Origin of the sequence: Paractinoplanes globisporus DSM 43857 (assembly GCF_000379645.1) — a bacterium.
Lineage (GTDB): Bacteria > Actinomycetota > Actinomycetes > Mycobacteriales > Micromonosporaceae > Actinoplanes > Actinoplanes globisporus.
The window spans coordinates 247173-264962 of the sequence record NZ_KB903294.1 but is presented as its reverse complement, the minus strand read 5'-3'; the positions used below and the strand labels follow the sequence as shown (position 1 = coordinate 264962).

Below are 17790 nucleotides of genomic sequence, written 5' to 3'. Positions count from 1 at the left end.
CGCGCACCTGGGCGGGGTGCGGAAGCGAACCGATTGGCTGGGTGCCGAGGCCGAGCCGGGTGGCGTGCGCGACCACCGGTCGTCATCGGGTGCCGCGGGCGTGGCGGAGTTTGAAGAGCTTGGCGGCTCGGTCCAGGACAGCCTGGTCGCGACCCAGGCGCATCAGGTCCAGTGGGGCGGGAAAGCGGCGCCACGTCACGGACTGGGCGCGGCTGAACTCGCGCAGGCCGTCGGGGCCGTGGATGCGGCCGAAGCCTGAGTCGCCTACGCCGCCGAAGGGGAGCGAGGGGACGGCGGCGAAACCGAGCACGCCGTTGATCGAGGCGGCGCCGGTGCGCAGGCGGGCGGCCAGAGCCTCCGCGCCTCGGCGGTTGGCGGAGAAGATGGAGGCGGCCAGGCCGTAGGTCGAGGTGTTCGCCAGGCGTACGGCCTCGTCGAGATTGTCGACCGGATTGACGACCAGCGTGGGGCCGAAGGTCTCCTCGGTCATCGCCGCGCTGTCCTCCGGGACCTCGGTGAGCACCACCGGGAAGATGTAGGGCTCGCGGATCGACTCGGGACCGCCCACCGCCGCCTTACCGCCGTGGGCCAGCGCGTCGTCGATGTGCCGCCGCACGATGTCCACTTGGGACGGGACCGTCATCGGGCCGTACGGGAGGTCGGGCCCGTCCGCCGGCAGCGACTCGGCGATCGCCTTGAGGCGCGAGACGAAGTCTGGGTAGACGGCGCGTTCCACATATATGCGCTCGACACCTGCGCACGTCTGGCCGGCGTTGCCGAAACCGCCGAAGGCGGCCGCCCGGGCCGCGGCGTCGAGGTCGGCGTCGGCCGCCACGATCATCGCGTCCTTGCCGCCGCCCTCGATCACCACGGGAGTCAGGGTCTGCGCGCACGCCGCCATCACCCGCCGGGCCGTGGCCGCCGAGCCGGTGAACGCCACCTTGTCGGCGCCGGCCGCGCACAACGCCGCCCCGACCGTGCCGTCGCCGGTCACCACCTGCAGGACCGGCTCCGGCTCCATCAACGCCGACGCCCGGCCCGACGCCGACGCCCGGCCCGACGCTGACGCCCGGCCCGACGCTGGGCCCGTCGCTGAAGCTGACGCCGGGCTCGAGGCTGACGCAGGGCCCGACGCTGAAGCCGGGCTCGAGGCTGACGCAGGGCTCGAGGCTGACGCGAGGCCCGACGCCGACGCCGACCAGGACGACGCCAGCCATGTGCCGGTTCGTGGGGTGTGTTCGCTCGGCTTGAAGACGACGGCGTTGCCGGCCGCCAGCGCATAAGAAATCGAACCGATCGGTGTGTAGACCGGATAGTTCCACGGGCCGATCACGGCGATCACGCCGAGCGGACGGTAGGACAGCGCCGCGCCCTGGTCGGCCGCGAGCAGCCCGGACCGGACACGGCGCCGGCGCAGCACCTTCGAGGCGTTGCGGGCGGCCCAGTCCAGGTGTTCGACCGCGAGCATGACCTCGAGCAGCGCGTCGCCGGCGGGCTTGCCGGTCTCCTCGCTGATCAGGGCGGCCAACTCGCCGGCGCGGGCCGCGATGTGCCGTTTCCAGGCGAGCAGCCGGGCCCGCCGCTCGCCGAAACTCAGGCCGCCCCACCACTGAGAAGCGGCGCGGGCGCGATCGACAGGGGCGGAGACGGAGACCGAGGTGGTGGCGGCCATGACACCCTCCAGATTTGATATTTGATATGCTACGTTCGCTGTCAATCCCCAGGAAATCCCAGGAACGATGCCGGAAGGGATTGACATGGATCTCGACTTAACCGACGAGCAGCGCGCCTTCGCCGAGGCCGTCGCCGACTTCTGCAAGCGCGAGAGCGGCACCCGCCTGCGGCGCGACGAGCTCACCGACGGCGGTCGCCACGCGCACCACCAGGGCCTCTACCAGAAGCTCGCCGACCTCGGGTGGCTCGAGGTCGCGCTGGGGGAGTGCATGGTGGACACCTGCCTCTTCCTCGAGCACACGGGGTACGGCATGGCGCCGATCGGCGGGTTCGCCACCTCGGCGATCGTGGCCGGGGCGATCCAGCGCTTCGGCTCCGAGATGCAGCGGGCGACCGTGCTGCGGGGGATCACGGACGGCCGGACGTACTCGATCGCCATGTCGGAACCGGAGGCCGGCTCGGACGTCGCCGCCCTCGCCTGCCGGGCTCGGCCCACCACGAGCGGGTTCGTGATCAACGGGCAGAAGACCTGGTGCTCGAACGCGCACTTCGCCGACGCGATCCTGCTCGTCGCGCGCACCGGCGGCGGGCCGGGCGACCACGACGGCCTCACCATGCTCCTGGTGCCGGCCGACACGCCGGGCCTGCGGATCAGCGGCATCGACACGATGGGCGGCCGTGAGGTCAACGACCTGTACTTCACCGACTGCGCGGTCCCCGCCGACGCCGTGGTGGGCACTATCGGTCAGGGCTGGCGGCAGCTGATGGCCGGGCTCAACCTCGAGCGGCTCATCCTCGCCGCCCTCATGCTGGGCACCGCGCGCCGGGCCTTCGACGACGCGCTCGCCTACGTGCGGGAGCGCCGCCAGTTCGGCCGCCCGGTCGGCAGCTTCCAGGCGCTGCGCCACCGTATCGCCGACCTGGCCACCGAGATCGAGTGCTGCCGGCTGCTCGTCTACCGCACCGCGGCGCTCGTCGATCGCGACCCGTCGCGTGTACTGCCTCGGGAAAGCTCGATGGTGAAGCTCAAGACCACCGAGGTCGCGCGCGAGGTGGCGCTGGCCGGCATGCAGATGATGGGAGGCTACGGATACGCCACCGAGTACGACATGGAGCGCCACGTCCGGGCCGCGCTGGTCTCGACCGTGTACGGCGGCACGAGCGAGATCCAGCGCGACATCATCGGTAAGACGTTCGGACTCTAGAGCTTGGCCGCGATGATCGGCGCGAGGCGATCCGCGACCTTGCGGTGGCCGGCGTCGGTCGGATGCGTGCCGTCGGTGTAGTCGGCGGCGGCCAGCCAGCCCTCGGTGGGGACGTAGAAGACGTTGGCGTCGCCGGCGGCGTTGCGCGTCTGCACGGCCGCCTGGGTCTGCGCGCCGAAGCGCTTGCAGAAGGTCTGCATGGCAAATATTTTCGCGGACGGATATTTAGCCCGTACTTCCTCGAGCAGGTGGACATAGTGCGGCTCGAACGTGGTCGTGTGCGTGCCGTGCGCGAGGTCGTTCGTGCCGAGGTTGATGACGACGGCGTCGGCCGTGTACCGGCTGAAGTCCCACGCCGGGGAGGTGGCGGCACTGCTCAGCTTGAGGAAGTAGTCCTCGAGCCCGACGCAGCCGTCCGCGGTGGTGACCAGGCAGGCCCCACCCTGCGCGATCTGCGTGTGCCGCGCCCCGAGCCTTTCACCGATCAGCCAGCCGTACGCGGTGAGCGCGTTCTTCGACGTGGTGGTGCCGACCGTGATCGAGTCACCGATGAACTCGATCAGCTTCGCCGGCCGGGGAAGCGCGTACGTCGTGGCGCCCGCGTCGAGGACCAGCCCCTGGAAGACCGCGTCCCCGTGGTACGACCCCGCGACCACCCGGTACGACACGCGCAACGTGTGCCGTCCGGCCGCCAGCTTCGTGGGCGTGAGATTCACCGTACCCGTCTGATTTGTCAGGTATTGATCGGCACCCCCGTCGATGCTGAAGAAGAGGTCGATGCTGTTGCGCTGCTTGAGTTTCACGGTCGTGCCGGTGAAACCGGCGGTGAGATAGGCGCCCGCCCACGCCGGCACGAAGGCGCCGGCATTGCTCGTGTTCCATCGCCCGACGAAGGCGATGTTCGAGTCGGTGGGGGAGCCGTCCCCAGCCGCGAGGGGAGCCGCGGTGATGGGTGCGAACGTGGCTAGGACGGTGGCGAGCGCCAGGCGAATCATGATCGGTTTCCTTTCCGACGAGGCCGGGAGCGCTCCCACATTTATAGCAGTCGATATGATCCGATCATGGGCATGGTGGAGTTCGAGCTCGCGGTTCAGGACACGCACGGCCTCGCGGTCGCGGCGAAGATCAAACCCGATCGGATCGAGCTCTGCTCGGCGCTTCAGCTCGGCGGCCTGACTCCGTCACTGGGCCTGATAGAGACGGCGGTCGCGACGCCAGGCATCCCGCCGGTGCACGTCCTGATCCGCCCCCGGGCCGGCGGCTTCGCCTACGCCGCCGACGACACGGCCCTCATAATGCGAGATATCGTAAATGTCCTAAAAGCGGGAGCGTGCGGTCTCGTCATGGGTGGCATCCAGGGCGGCAAAGTGGACAAATCGCTGATGGAGGGCGCAGTCGAGGCGGCCGGCGACGCGGAGGTCACGTTCCACCGAGCCTTCGACACGGTCCACGACCCCGAGGAGGCCGTCGAGACGCTGGCCGGGCTGGGCGTCCGGCGCATCCTCGCCGACGCCACCGACCTGGAAACCCTGGCGAGGGCGGTCGAGGCAGCCGCCGGCCGGATCGAGATCATGGCGGGCGGCGGCGTCCGCCCGCACCTGGTCGAGAAGATCGTCCGCACCGGCGTCGACGCCGTCCACGCCTCGGCCAAGCACACCGTCCGTGACGCGGTCGGCATCACGCTCGGCAGTTCGGCGCCCGCGGGGGAGCAGGGCCGCGAGACCACCGACGAGCACGAGGCCGCCCGCATCATGTCCGCGTTGCGAGCGGCGGCCGCGAGGCGCTGAACCGCACCTGTTCGACCGGCCGGAACCGGTCGTCCAGCGTCATCAGCAGGCTGAGCAGCGCCGAGAAGAACAGCGCGATCCCGAGATTGAGGTCGTCGCCGAGCTGGTTGAGCAGCCAGTCCGCCCCCAGCACGAGCAGGGCGTTGACCAGCACCCGCGCCCCGAACGACGCGGCCATGGACTCCACGCCGCCGGCCCGCCGGGCCACCGCGAGGCTGATCGCCGCGTTGATCACCACGAACGCCGCGATGCCGATGAACAGCTCCAGATCGCTCGTCCGACGCTCCGGCAGCACCTGCCCGTAGATCACGCAGAGCAGCCCGATGAGCACGACGTTCTCGAGGGTCGGCAACGAGAACACCCGCCAGTGCGAGGCCACCCACTGATCGCGCTCGGCCGCCGTGTCGATCTCCTCCGGCAGCGGGTCGGCCGCCAGCTTGAGTGGCCACGCCCGCTCGGGCAACCGCGGCCACAGCCACAGCCAGATCCACAGCGCCACCGCGATGATGAGCACCGCGAGTACCGGCGCGATCCACGGGTGGTCACGCACGGTGTCGGTGAAGTCGAGCTGCGCGACGTGGATCCACCACTCCTGCGGAAGCTTCACGAAGACCCAGATGCACCCCGCGGTGATCACCCACCGTCGCATGCTCACCCTGGCCGGGTCCCAGAACATCCGCACGATTTCGTACGCGATGAAGAAGTACTCGAAGGTGTTGGGGAAGATCAGCAACAGCACCCGGTTGTCGAAGAGCTCGAACAGCACGACACCGGCCAGCCGGTAGAAGAACAGGAAGCGCGCGACCTCGATCGCCGGCCGGCTGGTCCAGTTGCGCAGCACCGAGAAGTACGCGACGGACAGGTAGAACATGTCCATCGCCTTGTCGTAGCCCTGGTAGCCCGGCGGGTCGTAGCCGAACCACTGGAAGATCGTCTGGTCGATCCCGTCGAGCACCAGCGCCACGATGATCGCCGGCAGCGGGTACTTCGGGATGAACAGCGGCACGACGAATCGCGCGCCGACCACGGTCAGGAAGACCAGTGTCGCTTCTGTGCCCATGACCCGGCCCTCCGGCACCTGGATTTTCCGGATAGTCCCAGGTCAATACCGGACGGCACAAGGATTCCGCGCCGCTTTCATCTGTTGCGGATGAGCGCACGCCCGGTTCACCATAGGATGCGCGCGAGTGCGTATTCCTCCTCCGGCGATTGACATAGCCTCGGCGCAGTCCATCGCCGGAGGAGAAACCACATGGCCGACGACTTCCAGTACCACATCGACCATCACGGCGGCCTGGTCCGCCCGGTCGAGCTTCTGACCGCCCGCGCCTCCGGTGACGCCGGCGCCATCGCCGCCGCCGAGGAAGAGGCGGCCGTCGCGACCGCCCACGAGCAACGACGCCTTACTCTCTCGGCGGTCAGCGACGGCCAGTTCCGGCGGGAGCATTTCGAGTCGGTCGTCTACGACCACGTCGACGGCTTCGAGACCAATGCCGGCTTTGAGAATGGCGCCGGTGGCCACGAGCTCGCCGATCTGGCCGGTATCGCCCCGGCTCGCCGCCGCTCGGTGCGCGGCCCGCTCGCCGCCAAGAGCCGCCTCGCCGACCACGAAGCAGAACCACTGTTGCGTACGGTGGACCGCCCGGTTTTCGTGGCGCTTCCCTCGCCGGGCTACCTGGCGCTGCTGAGCGACCCGGCCGGCGACCCCGCGACGGTGGCCCGGATCGGCGACGAGCTCGCCGCGATCATCCGGTCCGAGATCGGCGCGCTGGCCGCGCAGGGCGTCGCCCATGTCGCGCTCGGCAACCCGCTGCTCGTCCCGCTGCTCACGGTCGACGGCCGTCGTCGGGTGCCCGCCGCCGACGCGCTGCTCGACGCGGCCGTGGCCGCCGACCGGGCCGCCGTGACCGGCCTCGACGCCCCGGCTCATTTCCGGGTCGGCCTCGACCTCACCGACCACGGCCCATTCGCCACCACCGAGCACGGGTACGACACCGGCGCGCTCGAACAGCTCGTCGCCGGGACCCCGTTCCACCGGCTCGGCGTCGACTTCCCGGCCGACCCGGCCCGCCGCCTGCCGTTCGACGACATCCCGGCCGGCATCGCGGTCAGCTTCGGCATCGTCGACGTCTCGACGCCCGAGCCCGAGCCGATGGACGACCTGCTCGCGCTGGCCGACGAGATCGCCGACCGGCGCAGCCTGGACGACGTGGCCTTCGCGCCCAACGCCGGCTTCGCCCCCTCGGCCACCGCGCCGCTGATGACCGCCGACGAGCAGAGGGCCAAGCTGCAGCGCGTCGAGATGGTGTGCCGCTACTACTGGGGCAACGAGATCTGATGCGGGCGACCGGACTGATTCTGACCTCGTTCGACCAGCCCGCGGCCCTGGCGCCGTTCGAGATTCCCGGGCCGGCGGACGGCCAGGTGCTCCTCGCGGTGAAGGCGTCGTCGGTCAACGCCTTCGACGGGAAGGTCGCCGACGGCGCGCTGCGGCACGCTTTCCAATACGACTTCCCGGTCACCATCGGCCGTGACTATGCGGGCGTCGTCGCCGCGGTCGGCGACGGCGTGACCCGGTTCCGCCCGGGCGACGCCGTCTTCGGGTACCTCGGCGGCCCGAAGCTGCACCGCGGCGCCTTCGCCACCCACCTGCTCGTCGGCGAGGACGAGTGCGTCGTGGCCAAGCCCGACGATCTCTCCTTCGAGCAGGCGGCCTGCCTCCCGCTGAGCGGGGTCGTCGCGCTGCGCTGCGTCGCCGCCGCCGCGCCCGCCGAGCATGAGGTGGTCGTCGTGGTCGGCGCCCCCGGCGGCGTCGGCAGCTACGCCCTGCAGCTGGCCGCGGCCCGGGGCGCCACGGTGGTCGCCTCCGGCCCGGCCGGCGACACCGACTACCTCCTCGGCCTGGGCGCGACCGAGGTGGTCGCGCCGGGCGTCGACTTCGCGGCGGCCGTCGGCAAGCTGCACCCGGACGGCGTCGACGCGCTGATCGACCTGGTCAACGGCGGCGACGCCGTCGCCGAGCTGGTGGAGCTGGTCAAGCCGGGCGGCCGGGTCGTCTCGGTGCACCGCGCCGCCGACCCGGCGCTGCTGGAGCCGCGCGGGATCCGGGGCACGAACGTGATGAGCAACCCCGACCGGGCCCTGATCGAGGAGCTGGGCCGGCTCGCCGCGGCCGGCACGCTGCGGGTGCCGATCCGCGAGACCCGCCCGCTCGCCGACGTCGCCGGCGCGCTGGCCGAGGCGAAGACCCGGCACACCCGGGGCAAGACCGTCATCACGATGAACTAGGGAACGCCAAAAAGGGGGCGGCCGATCGGCCGCCCCCTTTTGCTGTGCTCGTCAGCGCGCCTCGGCCGGCCAGCGGCGGAGGATGACCCGCTCGCCCATCCCGATCACCAGGTTGAGCAGGACGCCGACCACGCCGATCGTGGCCAGCAGCGCGAACGCGCTCGCCACCTGGAAGCTCTGCTGGTACTGCACCAGCAGGTATCCCATGCCGCCGGTGGCGACCAGGAAGTCGACCAGCAGGGTCACGATCAGGCAGACCGGCACGGCGACCCGGATGCCGACCACGATCTCGGGCAGCAGGGACGGCAAAACCACCTTGCGCAGCCGGTCCCAGGTGCTCAGGCCCAGACAGTGGGCCATCTCGAGACGCATGTCCGGCAGGGCGGCCCGGGCGGCGGCGGTGTTCAGCAGAATGGGCCAGATCGTCCCGTACACGATGATCCCGATTTCGGTCTTGCTGTTGGCCTGGAACAGCACGAGAGCGGCCGGGACGATGGCGGCGGCCGGGGTGGCGCGGATGAACTCGAACAGCGGGTTCAGCGCCCGGCTGAGACGCCGCGACGAGCCGAGCGCCGCGCCCAGCACCACGCCGAGCACGGTCGCCAGCAGCAGGCCGAGCACGAACAGCTTCAGGCTGATCGCCAGCGCCGGCCACAGCGCGCCGCTCTCCTCGATCGCCTTGAACGACGTCCACCAGGCCGACGGCGGCGGCGTGGTGATCGAGTCCTGGCTGCCGAACAGCTGCCACAGCACGATGACGAGCGCGATCGGTACCACGCCCCGCAGGGTGCGCAGGCTCATCTGCTGCTCCTCTCCGCCACGGCGGCGACGCCGGGGAACAGGACCCGGAAGGCCCGGATCAGCCCGGCGTTGATGATCAGGCCGAGCACGCCGACCAGCAGCACGTAGACCCACATGCGGGCCGGCTGCATGCCGCTCTGCTCGAGCACGAGCTGGTTGCCGACGCCGCTCTGCAGGCCGAGCATCTCGCTGACCACGCAGACGACCAGCGCGGTGGCCAGCGACAGCCGGGCGCCGACCAGGATCGACGAGCCGGTCGCCGGCAGGACGATCTTGACGAGCGTCGCGGTGCGGGACAGCTGCAGCGTGCGGGAGACGTCGCGCAGGCGCGGGGTGACGCCGCGGACGCCGCCCGCGGTGTTGATGAGCATCGGCCACAGCGCCGCGTACGCCCCGAGGATCACCTCGGTCAGGTCGCCGGTGCCCCAGATCAGGATCGCGATCGGGATCAGCGCGACGACCGGCAGCGACCGCAGCATGTCCACGGTCGCGTATCCCCAGGACGCGACGACCGGGTTGAGCGCGAGCAGCAGGCCGAGGACGAGGCCGGTGCCGGCGCCGATGACCCAGGCGATGAGCACGACCCGGACGGTGTGCTCGACGGCGGCCCACAGCCCGCCGTCGGGGCCGATCAGATCCTGGAAACCGTGCCAGATGTCCACCGGCCGGGGCAGGTTGGGACCGCCCAGGAACTGCCAGACGATCAGGAGGGCGAGGATGACCGCGATGCCCGGCCAGTTGACCGCCCGGAAGCCGCGGTCAAGGAGGCCGCCGCGCCTAAGCCGGTCGGCCATAGCGCAGCACCTCGGCGAGCTCGTGGCGTACCTCGTGGAAGCGGGGCAGGTCGCGGGTGGCGATCTGGTCGCGCGGGCGCGGCAGCTTGGTCGTGACCTCGTGCACGATCGAGCCGGGCGACCCGTGGATCACCATGACCCGGTCGGCGAGGTAGACCGCCTCGTCGACGTCGTGCGTGATGAAGATGATCGTCTGCCCGGTCTGTGCCTGCACGTCCATGAGCTGGTCGTGCAGGGCGCCCTTGGTGATCGCGTCGAGGGCGCCGAACGGCTCGTCCATCAGCAGCACCTTGGGTTCGAGCACGAGGGCACGGGCGATCTGCACCCGCTGCTGCATGCCGCCGGACAGCCGCCACGGGTACTCCCCGGCCCGCTCGGCGAGACCGACGATCTCGAGCGCGCGGTGCACCCGCTCCTTGCGTTCGGCCTTGCTGGTGCGGCCCTCCAGCGGCAGGGCGACGTTCTTGGCCACGGTCCGCCAGGGCAGCAGCGCCGTCGCGTAGTCCTGGAAGACGGTGACCGCGTCGCGGGAGGGGCCGGTGACCGGCTTGCCGCCGAGGGTGCTGGTCCCGGTCGTCGGCAGCAGCAGGCCGCTGAGGATGCGCAGCAGCGTGGTCTTGCCGGTGCCGGAGGGGCCGATGATTCCGATGATCTCCCCGGCGTGGACCTCCACGTCGACCTGACGCAGGATGTCGCGACCCGTGGGACCAGCCGGAAGCTTGACGCCCACGTCGCGTAGTTCGAAGACGACGCCGCCCGTGCCGGCGGCGTCGGTGGCGGCGTTGTTGCTGGGCGCCGCCAGACGTTCGCTCATGTCTCGCTCCCGTAAATCGGCGATGGGCCGGCGGCTGGTCGCCCAGCCGCCGGCGGTGTTCTCACGTCAGCTCTGCTGATAGACGAGCTCGCTCGCCGGGGTGGTGAAGCCGGCCGGCAGGTCACCGACCTTCTTCATCGGCTCGATCCACGACTCGAGGTACTCGGGCTTGGGCTCGAACGACACCCACTGGGTGATCGGGAACTTCTGGGCGACCGCGTCGGGCAGTTTGAAATCCTTCACCAGGATCTGCTTGGCCGCGGCGTCGTTGGCCTTCATCCACTCCAGCGCCTCGTCCTGCGCCTTGTTGAAGGCGTCGATCGTCGCCTTGTTGGAGTTGGCCCAGTCGGCGGTCGCGACCCAGCCCGCGGAGAGCGCGTCGCCGCCGTTGCCGGAGACGTCGGTCGGATTGCCGAGGTCGACCCCGCCCTGCCCGAGCAGCTGCCCGTTGAACGGGAAGATCGTCACGGCGGCCTGGATCGTGCCGGTCTTCAGGCCGCCGGCCATGTCGGCGAACGGCACCTGGAGGAACTTCACGTCGGTCTTCTTGAGGCCGGCCTTGTCGAGCAGGATGACCGCGCCCTCGTACAGGTTGCCGCTGAGGCTCGGCACGCCGATCGTCTTGCCCTTGAGGTCGGCGACCGAGTTGACGCCCTTCGCGCCGATCACGTAGCTGTTCCGCTTGTCCGTCGAGTTCTCGACGTCCTCGGCGGCGACCAGGATCGGCTTGAGACCCTGCGCCGCGGCCTGCAGCAGCGACGGCGGGGTCACCGTGATCAGGTCGAACTGCTTGCCGATGCTGGGGATCAGCGCCGCCGAGTTCTGGGTGGCCGTGAGCTTGACGTCCAGGCCGTTCTTCTTGAAGAAGCCCTGCTGATCGGCCACGACGATGGTGGTGTTGGTGGCGTTCGGGTTATATGCGATGCGCAGCGCGAGCTGGCCCGACTGGCCGCCGGCACTGTCGGTGGTGTCGTTGCCCGACGACCCGCCACCGCACGCCGCGATGGCCATCACCATGGCGGCGCCGATCGCGAGCATGGTCGCGCGAGCGCCGGGCTGCCGGAAATGCACCTGCATCCGACCTCTCCTCTCGATGGTCAAGCCGGCTGGGACTCACGTCACAAGCCCCTCCCGGTGGCCACGATGCTGCCCGTTACGCGCGTCACGTGGGTGCAACCTTAGGGTTACGAAATGTCGCCCTCACGAAATACGCCGTTCGGGCGCGCGTGAGAGATCCTGTAGCTTCCCCAGCAGCCCCGATGAGGCCGGTAACCGCTACGATCCCCCGTGCGACGCATCCCCCCGCGTCGTCCCGCGGAGAAGGGATCCCCCGTGAATCGGCAGTGGAGCCGAGTCGGCGCACGTGTCGCGTCGGTCGTCCTGCTGGTCGTCGGCGCCGCCGGTGGTCTCTATCTCGGTCAGGGCAGAAAAGTCGAGCCGCTCGGCGCGACCGACGTCTCGCTGCAGGTGCAGACCGACGAGATGCAGATGCTCAAGGCGCGGCAGAACGAGCACGTCGCCGCCCGGGCCTGGCAGCGCGAGGCGGAGACCGAGGCCGCCGAGAAGGCCGCCACCGTGGCGCGGACCGCGGCCGGCCGGGCGCGCACCCTCGCCAAGAAGGTGGTCGAGGCCAAGAAGGCGAAGACGTCCACCACGACGGTGCCGTACACGGGACCGATCCCGACCTCGTGCAAGGAGTTCGTCGGCAACCGGGCGACCGGCTGCGCGCTGATGCTCGACGCGGGCTTCGCGATCGACCAGTTCCCGTGCCTCAACAACCTGTTCAACAAGGAGAGCGGCTGGAACCACCGCGCCGAGAACCCCAGCGGCGCGTACGGGATCCCGCAGGCGTACCCGGGAAGCAAGATGTCGTCGGTCGCCGATGACTGGCGGACGAACCCGGCCACCCAGATCAAGTGGGGCCTCGGGTACGTCAAGGGCAAGTACAAGACCCCGTGCGGCGCCTGGTCGCACTGGCAGGCGAATCACTCGTACTGAAATCTAGGCTTCACAAGCATGTAATGACATTGTTGAATGTATGGGAGCGCTCCCAACTGACCTCAAGGGGCTCCCATGCGCCGTGTCCTTCTCGCCCTCGTCCTCGTCGCCGCCGGCGTCGTGGGGCTCGCCACCCGGCCCGCCTCCGCCGCCGGCGCCTTCAACTACGGCGAGGCGCTGCAGAAATCCATGTTCTTCTACCAGGCCCAGATCGCCGGCAAGAAGCCGTCGTGGAGCCAGGTGTCGTGGCGCGGCGACGCGGCCATGAACGACGGCTCGGACGTCGGCCTCGACCTCACCGGCGGCTGGTTCGACGCCGGCGACCACGTGAAGTTCGGCTTCCCGATGGCGTTCTCGACGACGATGCTCGCCTGGGGCGCGGTCGAGTACCGTTCCGCGTACGCCGCGTCCGGCCAGCTCACGACGTTCCTGAACAACTTGCGCGTGCCCAACGACTACTTCATCAAGGCGCACCCGTCGGCGAACGTGCTCTACGGCCAGGTCGGCAAGGGCGACGACGACCACAAGTGGTGGGGCCCGGCCGAGGTGCTGCCGATGGCGCGGCCGGCCTACAAGATCGATGCCACCTGCGGCGGTTCGGACCTGGCCGGGGAGACGGCCGCCGCGATGGCCGCGAGCTCGATGGTCTTCCGGCCCACCGATTCCGCGTACGCCGACAAGCTCCTCACCCACGCGAAGCAGCTGTACACGTTCGCGGACACGGTGCGTAAGGCGTACAGCGACTGCATCACGGACGCGCAGAACTTCTACAAGTCGTGGAGCGGGTATCAGGACGAGCTGGTCTGGGGCGCGATCTGGCTGTACCGGGCGACCGGCGACGCCACCTACCTGGCCAAGGCCGAGGCCGCGTACGACGCGCTCGGCACCGAACCTCAGACCACCACACATTCCTACAAATGGACCATCGCTTGGGATAACAAGCAGTTCGGTGCGTACGTCCTCCTGGCAAACCTGACCGGCAAGCAGAAGTACATCGATGACGCCAACCGGTGGCTGGACTGGTGGACCGTCGGCGTCAACGGCGACAAGGTGCGGTACTCGCCGGGCGGGGAGGCGGTGCTCGACAGTTGGGGCTCGCTGCGCTACGCCGCGAACACGGCCTTCGTCGCGCTCGTCTACAGCGACAAGACCACCGACGCGACCCGCAAGGCCCGCTACCACGACTTCGCGGTGCGGCAGATCAACTACGCCCTCGGCGACAACCCCCGCCAGTCCAGCTATCTCATCGGCTTCGGCGCCAATTCCCCCAAGAATCCCCATCACCGTACGGCCCATGGCTCGTGGTGGGACAACATGACCGTTCCGACCGACACGCGTCACGTGCTCTACGGCGCCCTGGTCGGCGGACCGTCCTCGCCCGACGACGCCTATCAGGACGTACGCAGCGACTACGTGATGAACGAGGTCGCGACCGACTACAACGCCGGGTTCACGTCGGCGCTCGTCCGGCTCTACCAGGAGTACGGCGGCGCGCCGCTGGCGAACTTCCCGCAGGCGGAGACGCCGGACATGGACGAGATCACCGTGGAGACGACGGTGATGCAGGACGAGCCGCGGGACACCGCGCTCAAGGTGATGATCTACAACAAGTCGGCGTACCCGGCGCGGGCGCTCACCAGCTCCTCGTACCGCTACTTCTTCCGCCGCGAGGGCACGGCCGCGCTGGTCGTCACGCCGGGCTACACCCAGGGTTGCCCGTCGCCGTCCACGGCCAAGCAGTGGTCCGGCGACATCTGGTACGTCGAGGTGAACTGCGCCGGCTACTCGATCGCGCCGCAGGGGCAATCCCAGTACCGCATGGAGGTCCAGTTCAAGGTGGGCGTGGCCGACGGCGGCACCTGGGACAAGTCGAACGACCCGTCCTACCTGGCCGGGACCGCGGTCAACAAGAACGTCCCGCTGCACGAGGCCGGCAAGCTGATCTGGGGCCAGGAGCCGGGCGCGTCCTCGCCCTCGCCGACCCCGTCCCCGACGACGTCGTCGCCCTCGCCCACGCCGTCGCCCACGACCAGCCCGACCTCGTCGCCGACGCCGACGCCGACCTTCACCGGGACCGGCTGCCGGGTCACCTACAGCGTCAACGACTGGGGCGGCGGCTTCACCGGCACGATCACGATCGCCAACCCCGGCTCGGCCGCGTGGAGCGGGTGGACGCTCGCCTTCGCGTTCCCCGGCAACCAGAAGATCAGCCAGGGCTGGTCGGCCACCTGGGCCCAGAGCGGCACCCAGGTCACCGCGACCAGCCTCTCCTACAACGGCTCGGTGCCGGGCGGCGGCTCGACCAGCATCGGCTTCAACGGCACCTACACCGGCACCAACATCGCGCCGACGGCGTTCACCGTCAACGGCATGACCTGCACCAGGGGGTAGGAAAGCGGTGGGGCGGGCCCGGGCGGCCCGCCCCACCGGCGGTCAGCTGCCGTACGCCTGGAACTCCGCGACCCGGACGTTGAGCGCCTGGGGGCTCGCCGTCCCGCAGTCGGTGGCGGCCCGTGGGTCGGCGTCCTGCTCACCCGCGTAGTCCGGCCCACCGGTGCACTGGTTGGTCAGCACCTCGAATCGCAGGTGCGTGGCCGTCGTCGGGCGGATGTCGAACGAGCGGACGATCAGCTCCGGCGCGCGCGGCCGCGGCGCGACCGACGGGAACGCGTCCGGCCGGCTCGTGAAGACGGTCCGGAAATCGGCCGCGTTCGCGCAGGTCACCGTGGCCGACGCGGTGCACGCCTGCACCCGGAACTGCCGCAGCGCCGAGAACCGGCTCTGCGTGGCGCCGTCCGGGTCGGTGGCGATCGGCGGGCGCAGCATCGCGCTCACCTGGACGCGCCGGACCTTCTGCGCGCCGCCGGCCAGGTCGACCGTCACCTGCTTGCCGGCTACCGCGCTGCCCAGCGACGCCCAGTTGGTCGCCTCGTCGTCGTCCACGAGCCGGGCCGGGTTGATGCCGTCGCCGGTCACCGTCGCGCCGCCGTTGCCGGAGGCGAGGTTGTGCGGCAGCCGCACGGTCAGCCGGGCCGGCTTCCCGGAGTGGAACGAGGTCGCGGCGACCCGCGCCTCGCCGTAGCCGGGAGCCTGGGCGATGAACGTGTACGACCCCGGCACCAGCTGCACGGTGTCGGGCAGCGCCGTCGCCGGATCGGTGTCCGCCACCGCGACGGCCCGCGCCTGGTAGTTGCCGACGATCAGCTTCGCGTTCGGCACCGGCTTGCCGTGCTCGTCGACCGGGCGGAACGTCACCGGCGCCTCGGTCGCGTACGGCGAGGAGAAGCTCGGGGTCGGGTTGACATCGGCGGCGCCGTTGCTGACCGCTCCCTCACCCAGGCCGCGCTTGGCGAACGCGTTCCACAGCAGCGGCTGGTTGGCCCCGCCGAAGCGCACCAGGTCGGCGCCGAGCAGCGCGTCCCGGGCGTCGACCATGCTGTTGGCGCTGTTGGCCATCAGCAGGAACGAGTCGAACATCAGCTGCGCCCAGCGCCGGTTGCCCGGGCAGGACGTGACCGGCACCTTCCCGTTCGCGCAAGCCTTCTGCAGCGAGGGCGTGCCGGCGCCGTACCTCTTGACCAGCGCGGAGCGGATGTCGAAGTTCGTGGCCGACCACACCTCGCCGGAGGCGTGCACCTGCAGGCCGACGAAGTCGTAGTCGACCGAGCTGTAGTTGAGCGGGCTCGCGCTCATGTTGTAGTTGCGGATCCCGGCGATCGGGTCACTCGTGACGTACTGCCCGATCGTGTACGCCCGGATGCCGCGCGGCGCGTAGCCGTTCTCGTTGAGGTACTCCATGGCGGACAGGTCCGACCAGCTCTCGCTCATGCCCTGCGGCGAGCTCAGCCCACCGTCCGGCCCGGCGATCATGCGGTTGGTGATGGCGTGCGTGTACTCGTGGCCGACCACGGACATGTCGTAGTCGCCGTCCACGCAGGGCGCGTAGAACGAGCCGGCGATCGGCTGCCACAGGTACATGTTGGTGATCGGCGCCTCGCCGTCGGGCGGCGTGATCTGGTTGGCGTTGTCGCGCGCCGCGAAGTCGGGCGGCCCGCCGGTGATCCCGCCGGCCTGGGCGTTGCCCTGCTCCGGGTCCTCGCCGAGCCCGCCGCGCCCGAAGTTGTCGTCCTGCATGTTCCACGTCTTCTCGGTGAAGCCCAGGTGGTACGCCCAGTCGTGCATGCGGTTGTGCAGGGCGAACAGGTTGGCCCGGGCCGCGTCGATGTCGTTGCGCGCGGTGGTGTCGAAGACCGCCGGCGAGCACTGGGCGGTCTGCCACTGATTGGTCCACGGGTAGTCGTAGTTCCGGCCCGGGCGGGCGGTCGCCGTCTCGGTGCCGACCGTGAACGGGTCGTTGGAGTTCCAGTTGTGCACCGCGAACGAGTTGTTCCCCGCGGTCGTCGCCGTGGGAGCGCCGTCCAGCACATCCCACGCGTACGGCGACGCGCTCGTCCCGATCACGAAGTCGCAGCGGCGTGAAGGCTCGAAGCACCACTTCTGCCGCGTGTCCGCCGACGAGTAGTCGGTGGGCGGGGAGAGCGGGAAGGCCGACCAGTCCGCGGTGTCGTGGTCGTTGTCCACGATGTCCTCGCGCAACAGCACGCCGCCGTCGCGAGCGTCCACATAGCTCGTGTACGCGACGGGATCGGCCCCGGCCAGGTCGGCGCCGAGCGTCACCTGGTAGGCCGCGCGGGCGCCGCGGTCCGCGGTGGGCACGGCGACGAGGCGGTTGGCCATGACCGCCGGGCTGGCGATCCCCGCGTCGGCGGCGGCCAGGCGCACGGCGTCGGCCGCCGAAAGGGTGGCCGGTTCCGGTGCGGCCGCGTCGCGGGCGAGCGACGAGCTCACGTACCAGATCTGTCCGTCACGCACGCCCAGCGTGAGCAGGCCGTCGTGGCCGGCCACGAGGTCGCCGAAGCGCTGCCGGAAGACGACGGCCGCGCCGGCGCCCAGCGGCGCCGAGGTGAGCAGTTCGAGCGCGTCGGCGCCGCGGTCGGTCAGCCCCAGCACGTCATGGTGGCCGTCGACGTAGGCGCGGGCGGCCACGATCGGGTCGGCCGACAGCCCGGACGCGAGCGGCTCGCCGACCCCGGCCGGGGTCAGCGAGGCGGGTGTTCCGAAGGTGTTCCACCGGGCCGTAGCGCCCGCCGCGGCGGCGAGGTCACGCTGCCGCTCGGTCGGCGCGACGCGGCCGCGGCGATTGTCCTTGGTCTGATGGTCATCATCGCCCGGGGCGCGGGCGGCCTCGGCCCGGGCCGTACCGACGGGCGCGGCCTGGGCGGCGGCCGGCACGGTCAGGACGAGCGCGGTGGCGAGAAGCATCGCGGTGGCTGCCGGTAACGCACGGGATGGTGTGCGCACGGGTCCCTCCTAAGTCGAACGGTTATGACCGGTCTCCCTTGGATCCGACCGCAGCCAGCGGTCGCCCG

General features: G+C 70.4%; 14 protein-coding genes. 6 read left to right on the top strand and 8 right to left on the bottom strand.

What is annotated here, in order from left to right:
- Window positions 1-82: 82 nt before the first annotated feature.
- Entirely contained in the window at window positions 83-1672 is a 1590-nt protein-coding gene (locus A3CQ_RS62450; RefSeq protein WP_020509067.1) for an aldehyde dehydrogenase family protein, read from the bottom strand.
- 85 nt (window positions 1673-1757) lie between these two features.
- Between A3CQ_RS62450 and A3CQ_RS0101120 the strand changes: the two genes are divergently transcribed.
- Complete coding sequence (locus A3CQ_RS0101120) at window positions 1758-2879, top strand: acyl-CoA dehydrogenase family protein (RefSeq protein WP_020509066.1); 1122 nt, start codon at window positions 1758-1760, stop codon at window positions 2877-2879.
- Here the strand turns inward: A3CQ_RS0101120 and A3CQ_RS0101115 are convergent.
- Entirely contained in the window at window positions 2876-3874 is a 999-nt protein-coding gene (locus A3CQ_RS0101115) for an SGNH/GDSL hydrolase family protein (protein ID WP_020509065.1), read from the bottom strand. The two genes, A3CQ_RS0101120 and A3CQ_RS0101115, sit on opposite strands and share 4 nt — an antisense overlap.
- Before the next feature lie 66 nt (window positions 3875-3940).
- Here A3CQ_RS0101115 and A3CQ_RS0101110 point away from each other — a divergent pair, with 66 nt between their 5' ends.
- A complete protein-coding gene (locus A3CQ_RS0101110) occupies window positions 3941-4666 on the top strand; it encodes a copper homeostasis protein CutC (protein WP_020509064.1) in 726 nt (241 codons plus the stop codon).
- Here the strand turns inward: A3CQ_RS0101110 and A3CQ_RS50995 are convergent.
- Window positions 4629-5726, bottom strand: coding sequence for a hypothetical protein (locus A3CQ_RS50995; RefSeq protein ID WP_020509063.1), 1098 nt, complete (start codon window positions 5724-5726; stop codon window positions 4629-4631). The genes A3CQ_RS0101110 and A3CQ_RS50995 overlap by 38 nt on opposite strands.
- 192 nt (window positions 5727-5918) lie before the next feature.
- Between A3CQ_RS50995 and A3CQ_RS0101100 the strand changes: the two genes are divergently transcribed.
- Together A3CQ_RS0101100 and A3CQ_RS50990 are read left to right on the top strand one after the other, a co-directional pair.
- On the top strand, window positions 5919-7004 hold the full coding sequence (locus A3CQ_RS0101100) for a uroporphyrinogen decarboxylase/cobalamine-independent methonine synthase family protein (protein WP_020509062.1): 1086 nt from the start codon (window positions 5919-5921) through the stop codon (window positions 7002-7004).
- On the top strand, window positions 7004-7954 hold the full coding sequence (locus A3CQ_RS50990) for an NADP-dependent oxidoreductase (protein WP_020509061.1): 951 nt from the start codon (window positions 7004-7006) through the stop codon (window positions 7952-7954). The genes A3CQ_RS0101100 and A3CQ_RS50990 overlap by 1 nt, the downstream gene beginning before the upstream one ends.
- A gap of 51 nt (window positions 7955-8005) precedes the next feature.
- Here the strand turns inward: A3CQ_RS50990 and A3CQ_RS0101090 are convergent, their stop codons facing one another.
- From A3CQ_RS0101090 to A3CQ_RS0101075, 4 genes are all read right to left on the bottom strand, one after another.
- Window positions 8006-8755 (bottom strand): ABC transporter permease, encoded by a 750-nt coding sequence (locus A3CQ_RS0101090; RefSeq protein WP_020509060.1) that lies wholly within the window; start codon window positions 8753-8755, stop codon window positions 8006-8008.
- A complete protein-coding gene (locus A3CQ_RS56940) occupies window positions 8752-9549 on the bottom strand; it encodes an ABC transporter permease (protein ID WP_020509059.1) in 798 nt (265 codons plus the stop codon). Before A3CQ_RS56940 ends, A3CQ_RS0101090 begins: the two co-directional genes overlap by 4 nt.
- Window positions 9533-10363, bottom strand: coding sequence for an ABC transporter ATP-binding protein (locus A3CQ_RS0101080; RefSeq protein WP_020509058.1), 831 nt, complete (start codon window positions 10361-10363; stop codon window positions 9533-9535). Before A3CQ_RS0101080 ends, A3CQ_RS56940 begins: the two co-directional genes overlap by 17 nt.
- Before the next feature lie 66 nt (window positions 10364-10429).
- Window positions 10430-11440 carry an ABC transporter substrate-binding protein gene (locus tag A3CQ_RS0101075; RefSeq protein WP_020509057.1) on the bottom strand — a complete coding sequence of 337 codons (1011 nt, stop codon included), beginning with the start codon at window positions 11438-11440 and terminating at the stop codon, window positions 10430-10432.
- A gap of 255 nt (window positions 11441-11695) precedes the next feature.
- On the opposite strand from A3CQ_RS0101075, the gene A3CQ_RS0101070 reads away from it, so the two are divergent.
- On the top strand, window positions 11696-12361 hold the full coding sequence (locus A3CQ_RS0101070) for an aggregation-promoting factor C-terminal-like domain-containing protein (RefSeq protein WP_020509056.1): 666 nt from the start codon (window positions 11696-11698) through the stop codon (window positions 12359-12361).
- A 75-nt stretch (window positions 12362-12436) separates the two neighbouring features.
- Window positions 12437-14752, top strand: coding sequence for a glycoside hydrolase family 9 protein (locus tag A3CQ_RS50980; protein WP_020509055.1), 2316 nt, complete (start codon window positions 12437-12439; stop codon window positions 14750-14752).
- Between the two features lie 42 nt (window positions 14753-14794).
- On the opposite strand, the gene A3CQ_RS0101060 is transcribed toward A3CQ_RS50980, so the two are convergent.
- Window positions 14795-17722, bottom strand: a complete 2928-nt coding sequence (locus A3CQ_RS0101060) for a M36 family metallopeptidase (protein WP_026205170.1) — start codon at window positions 17720-17722, stop codon at window positions 14795-14797.
- Between the last annotated feature and the right edge of the window lie 68 nt (window positions 17723-17790).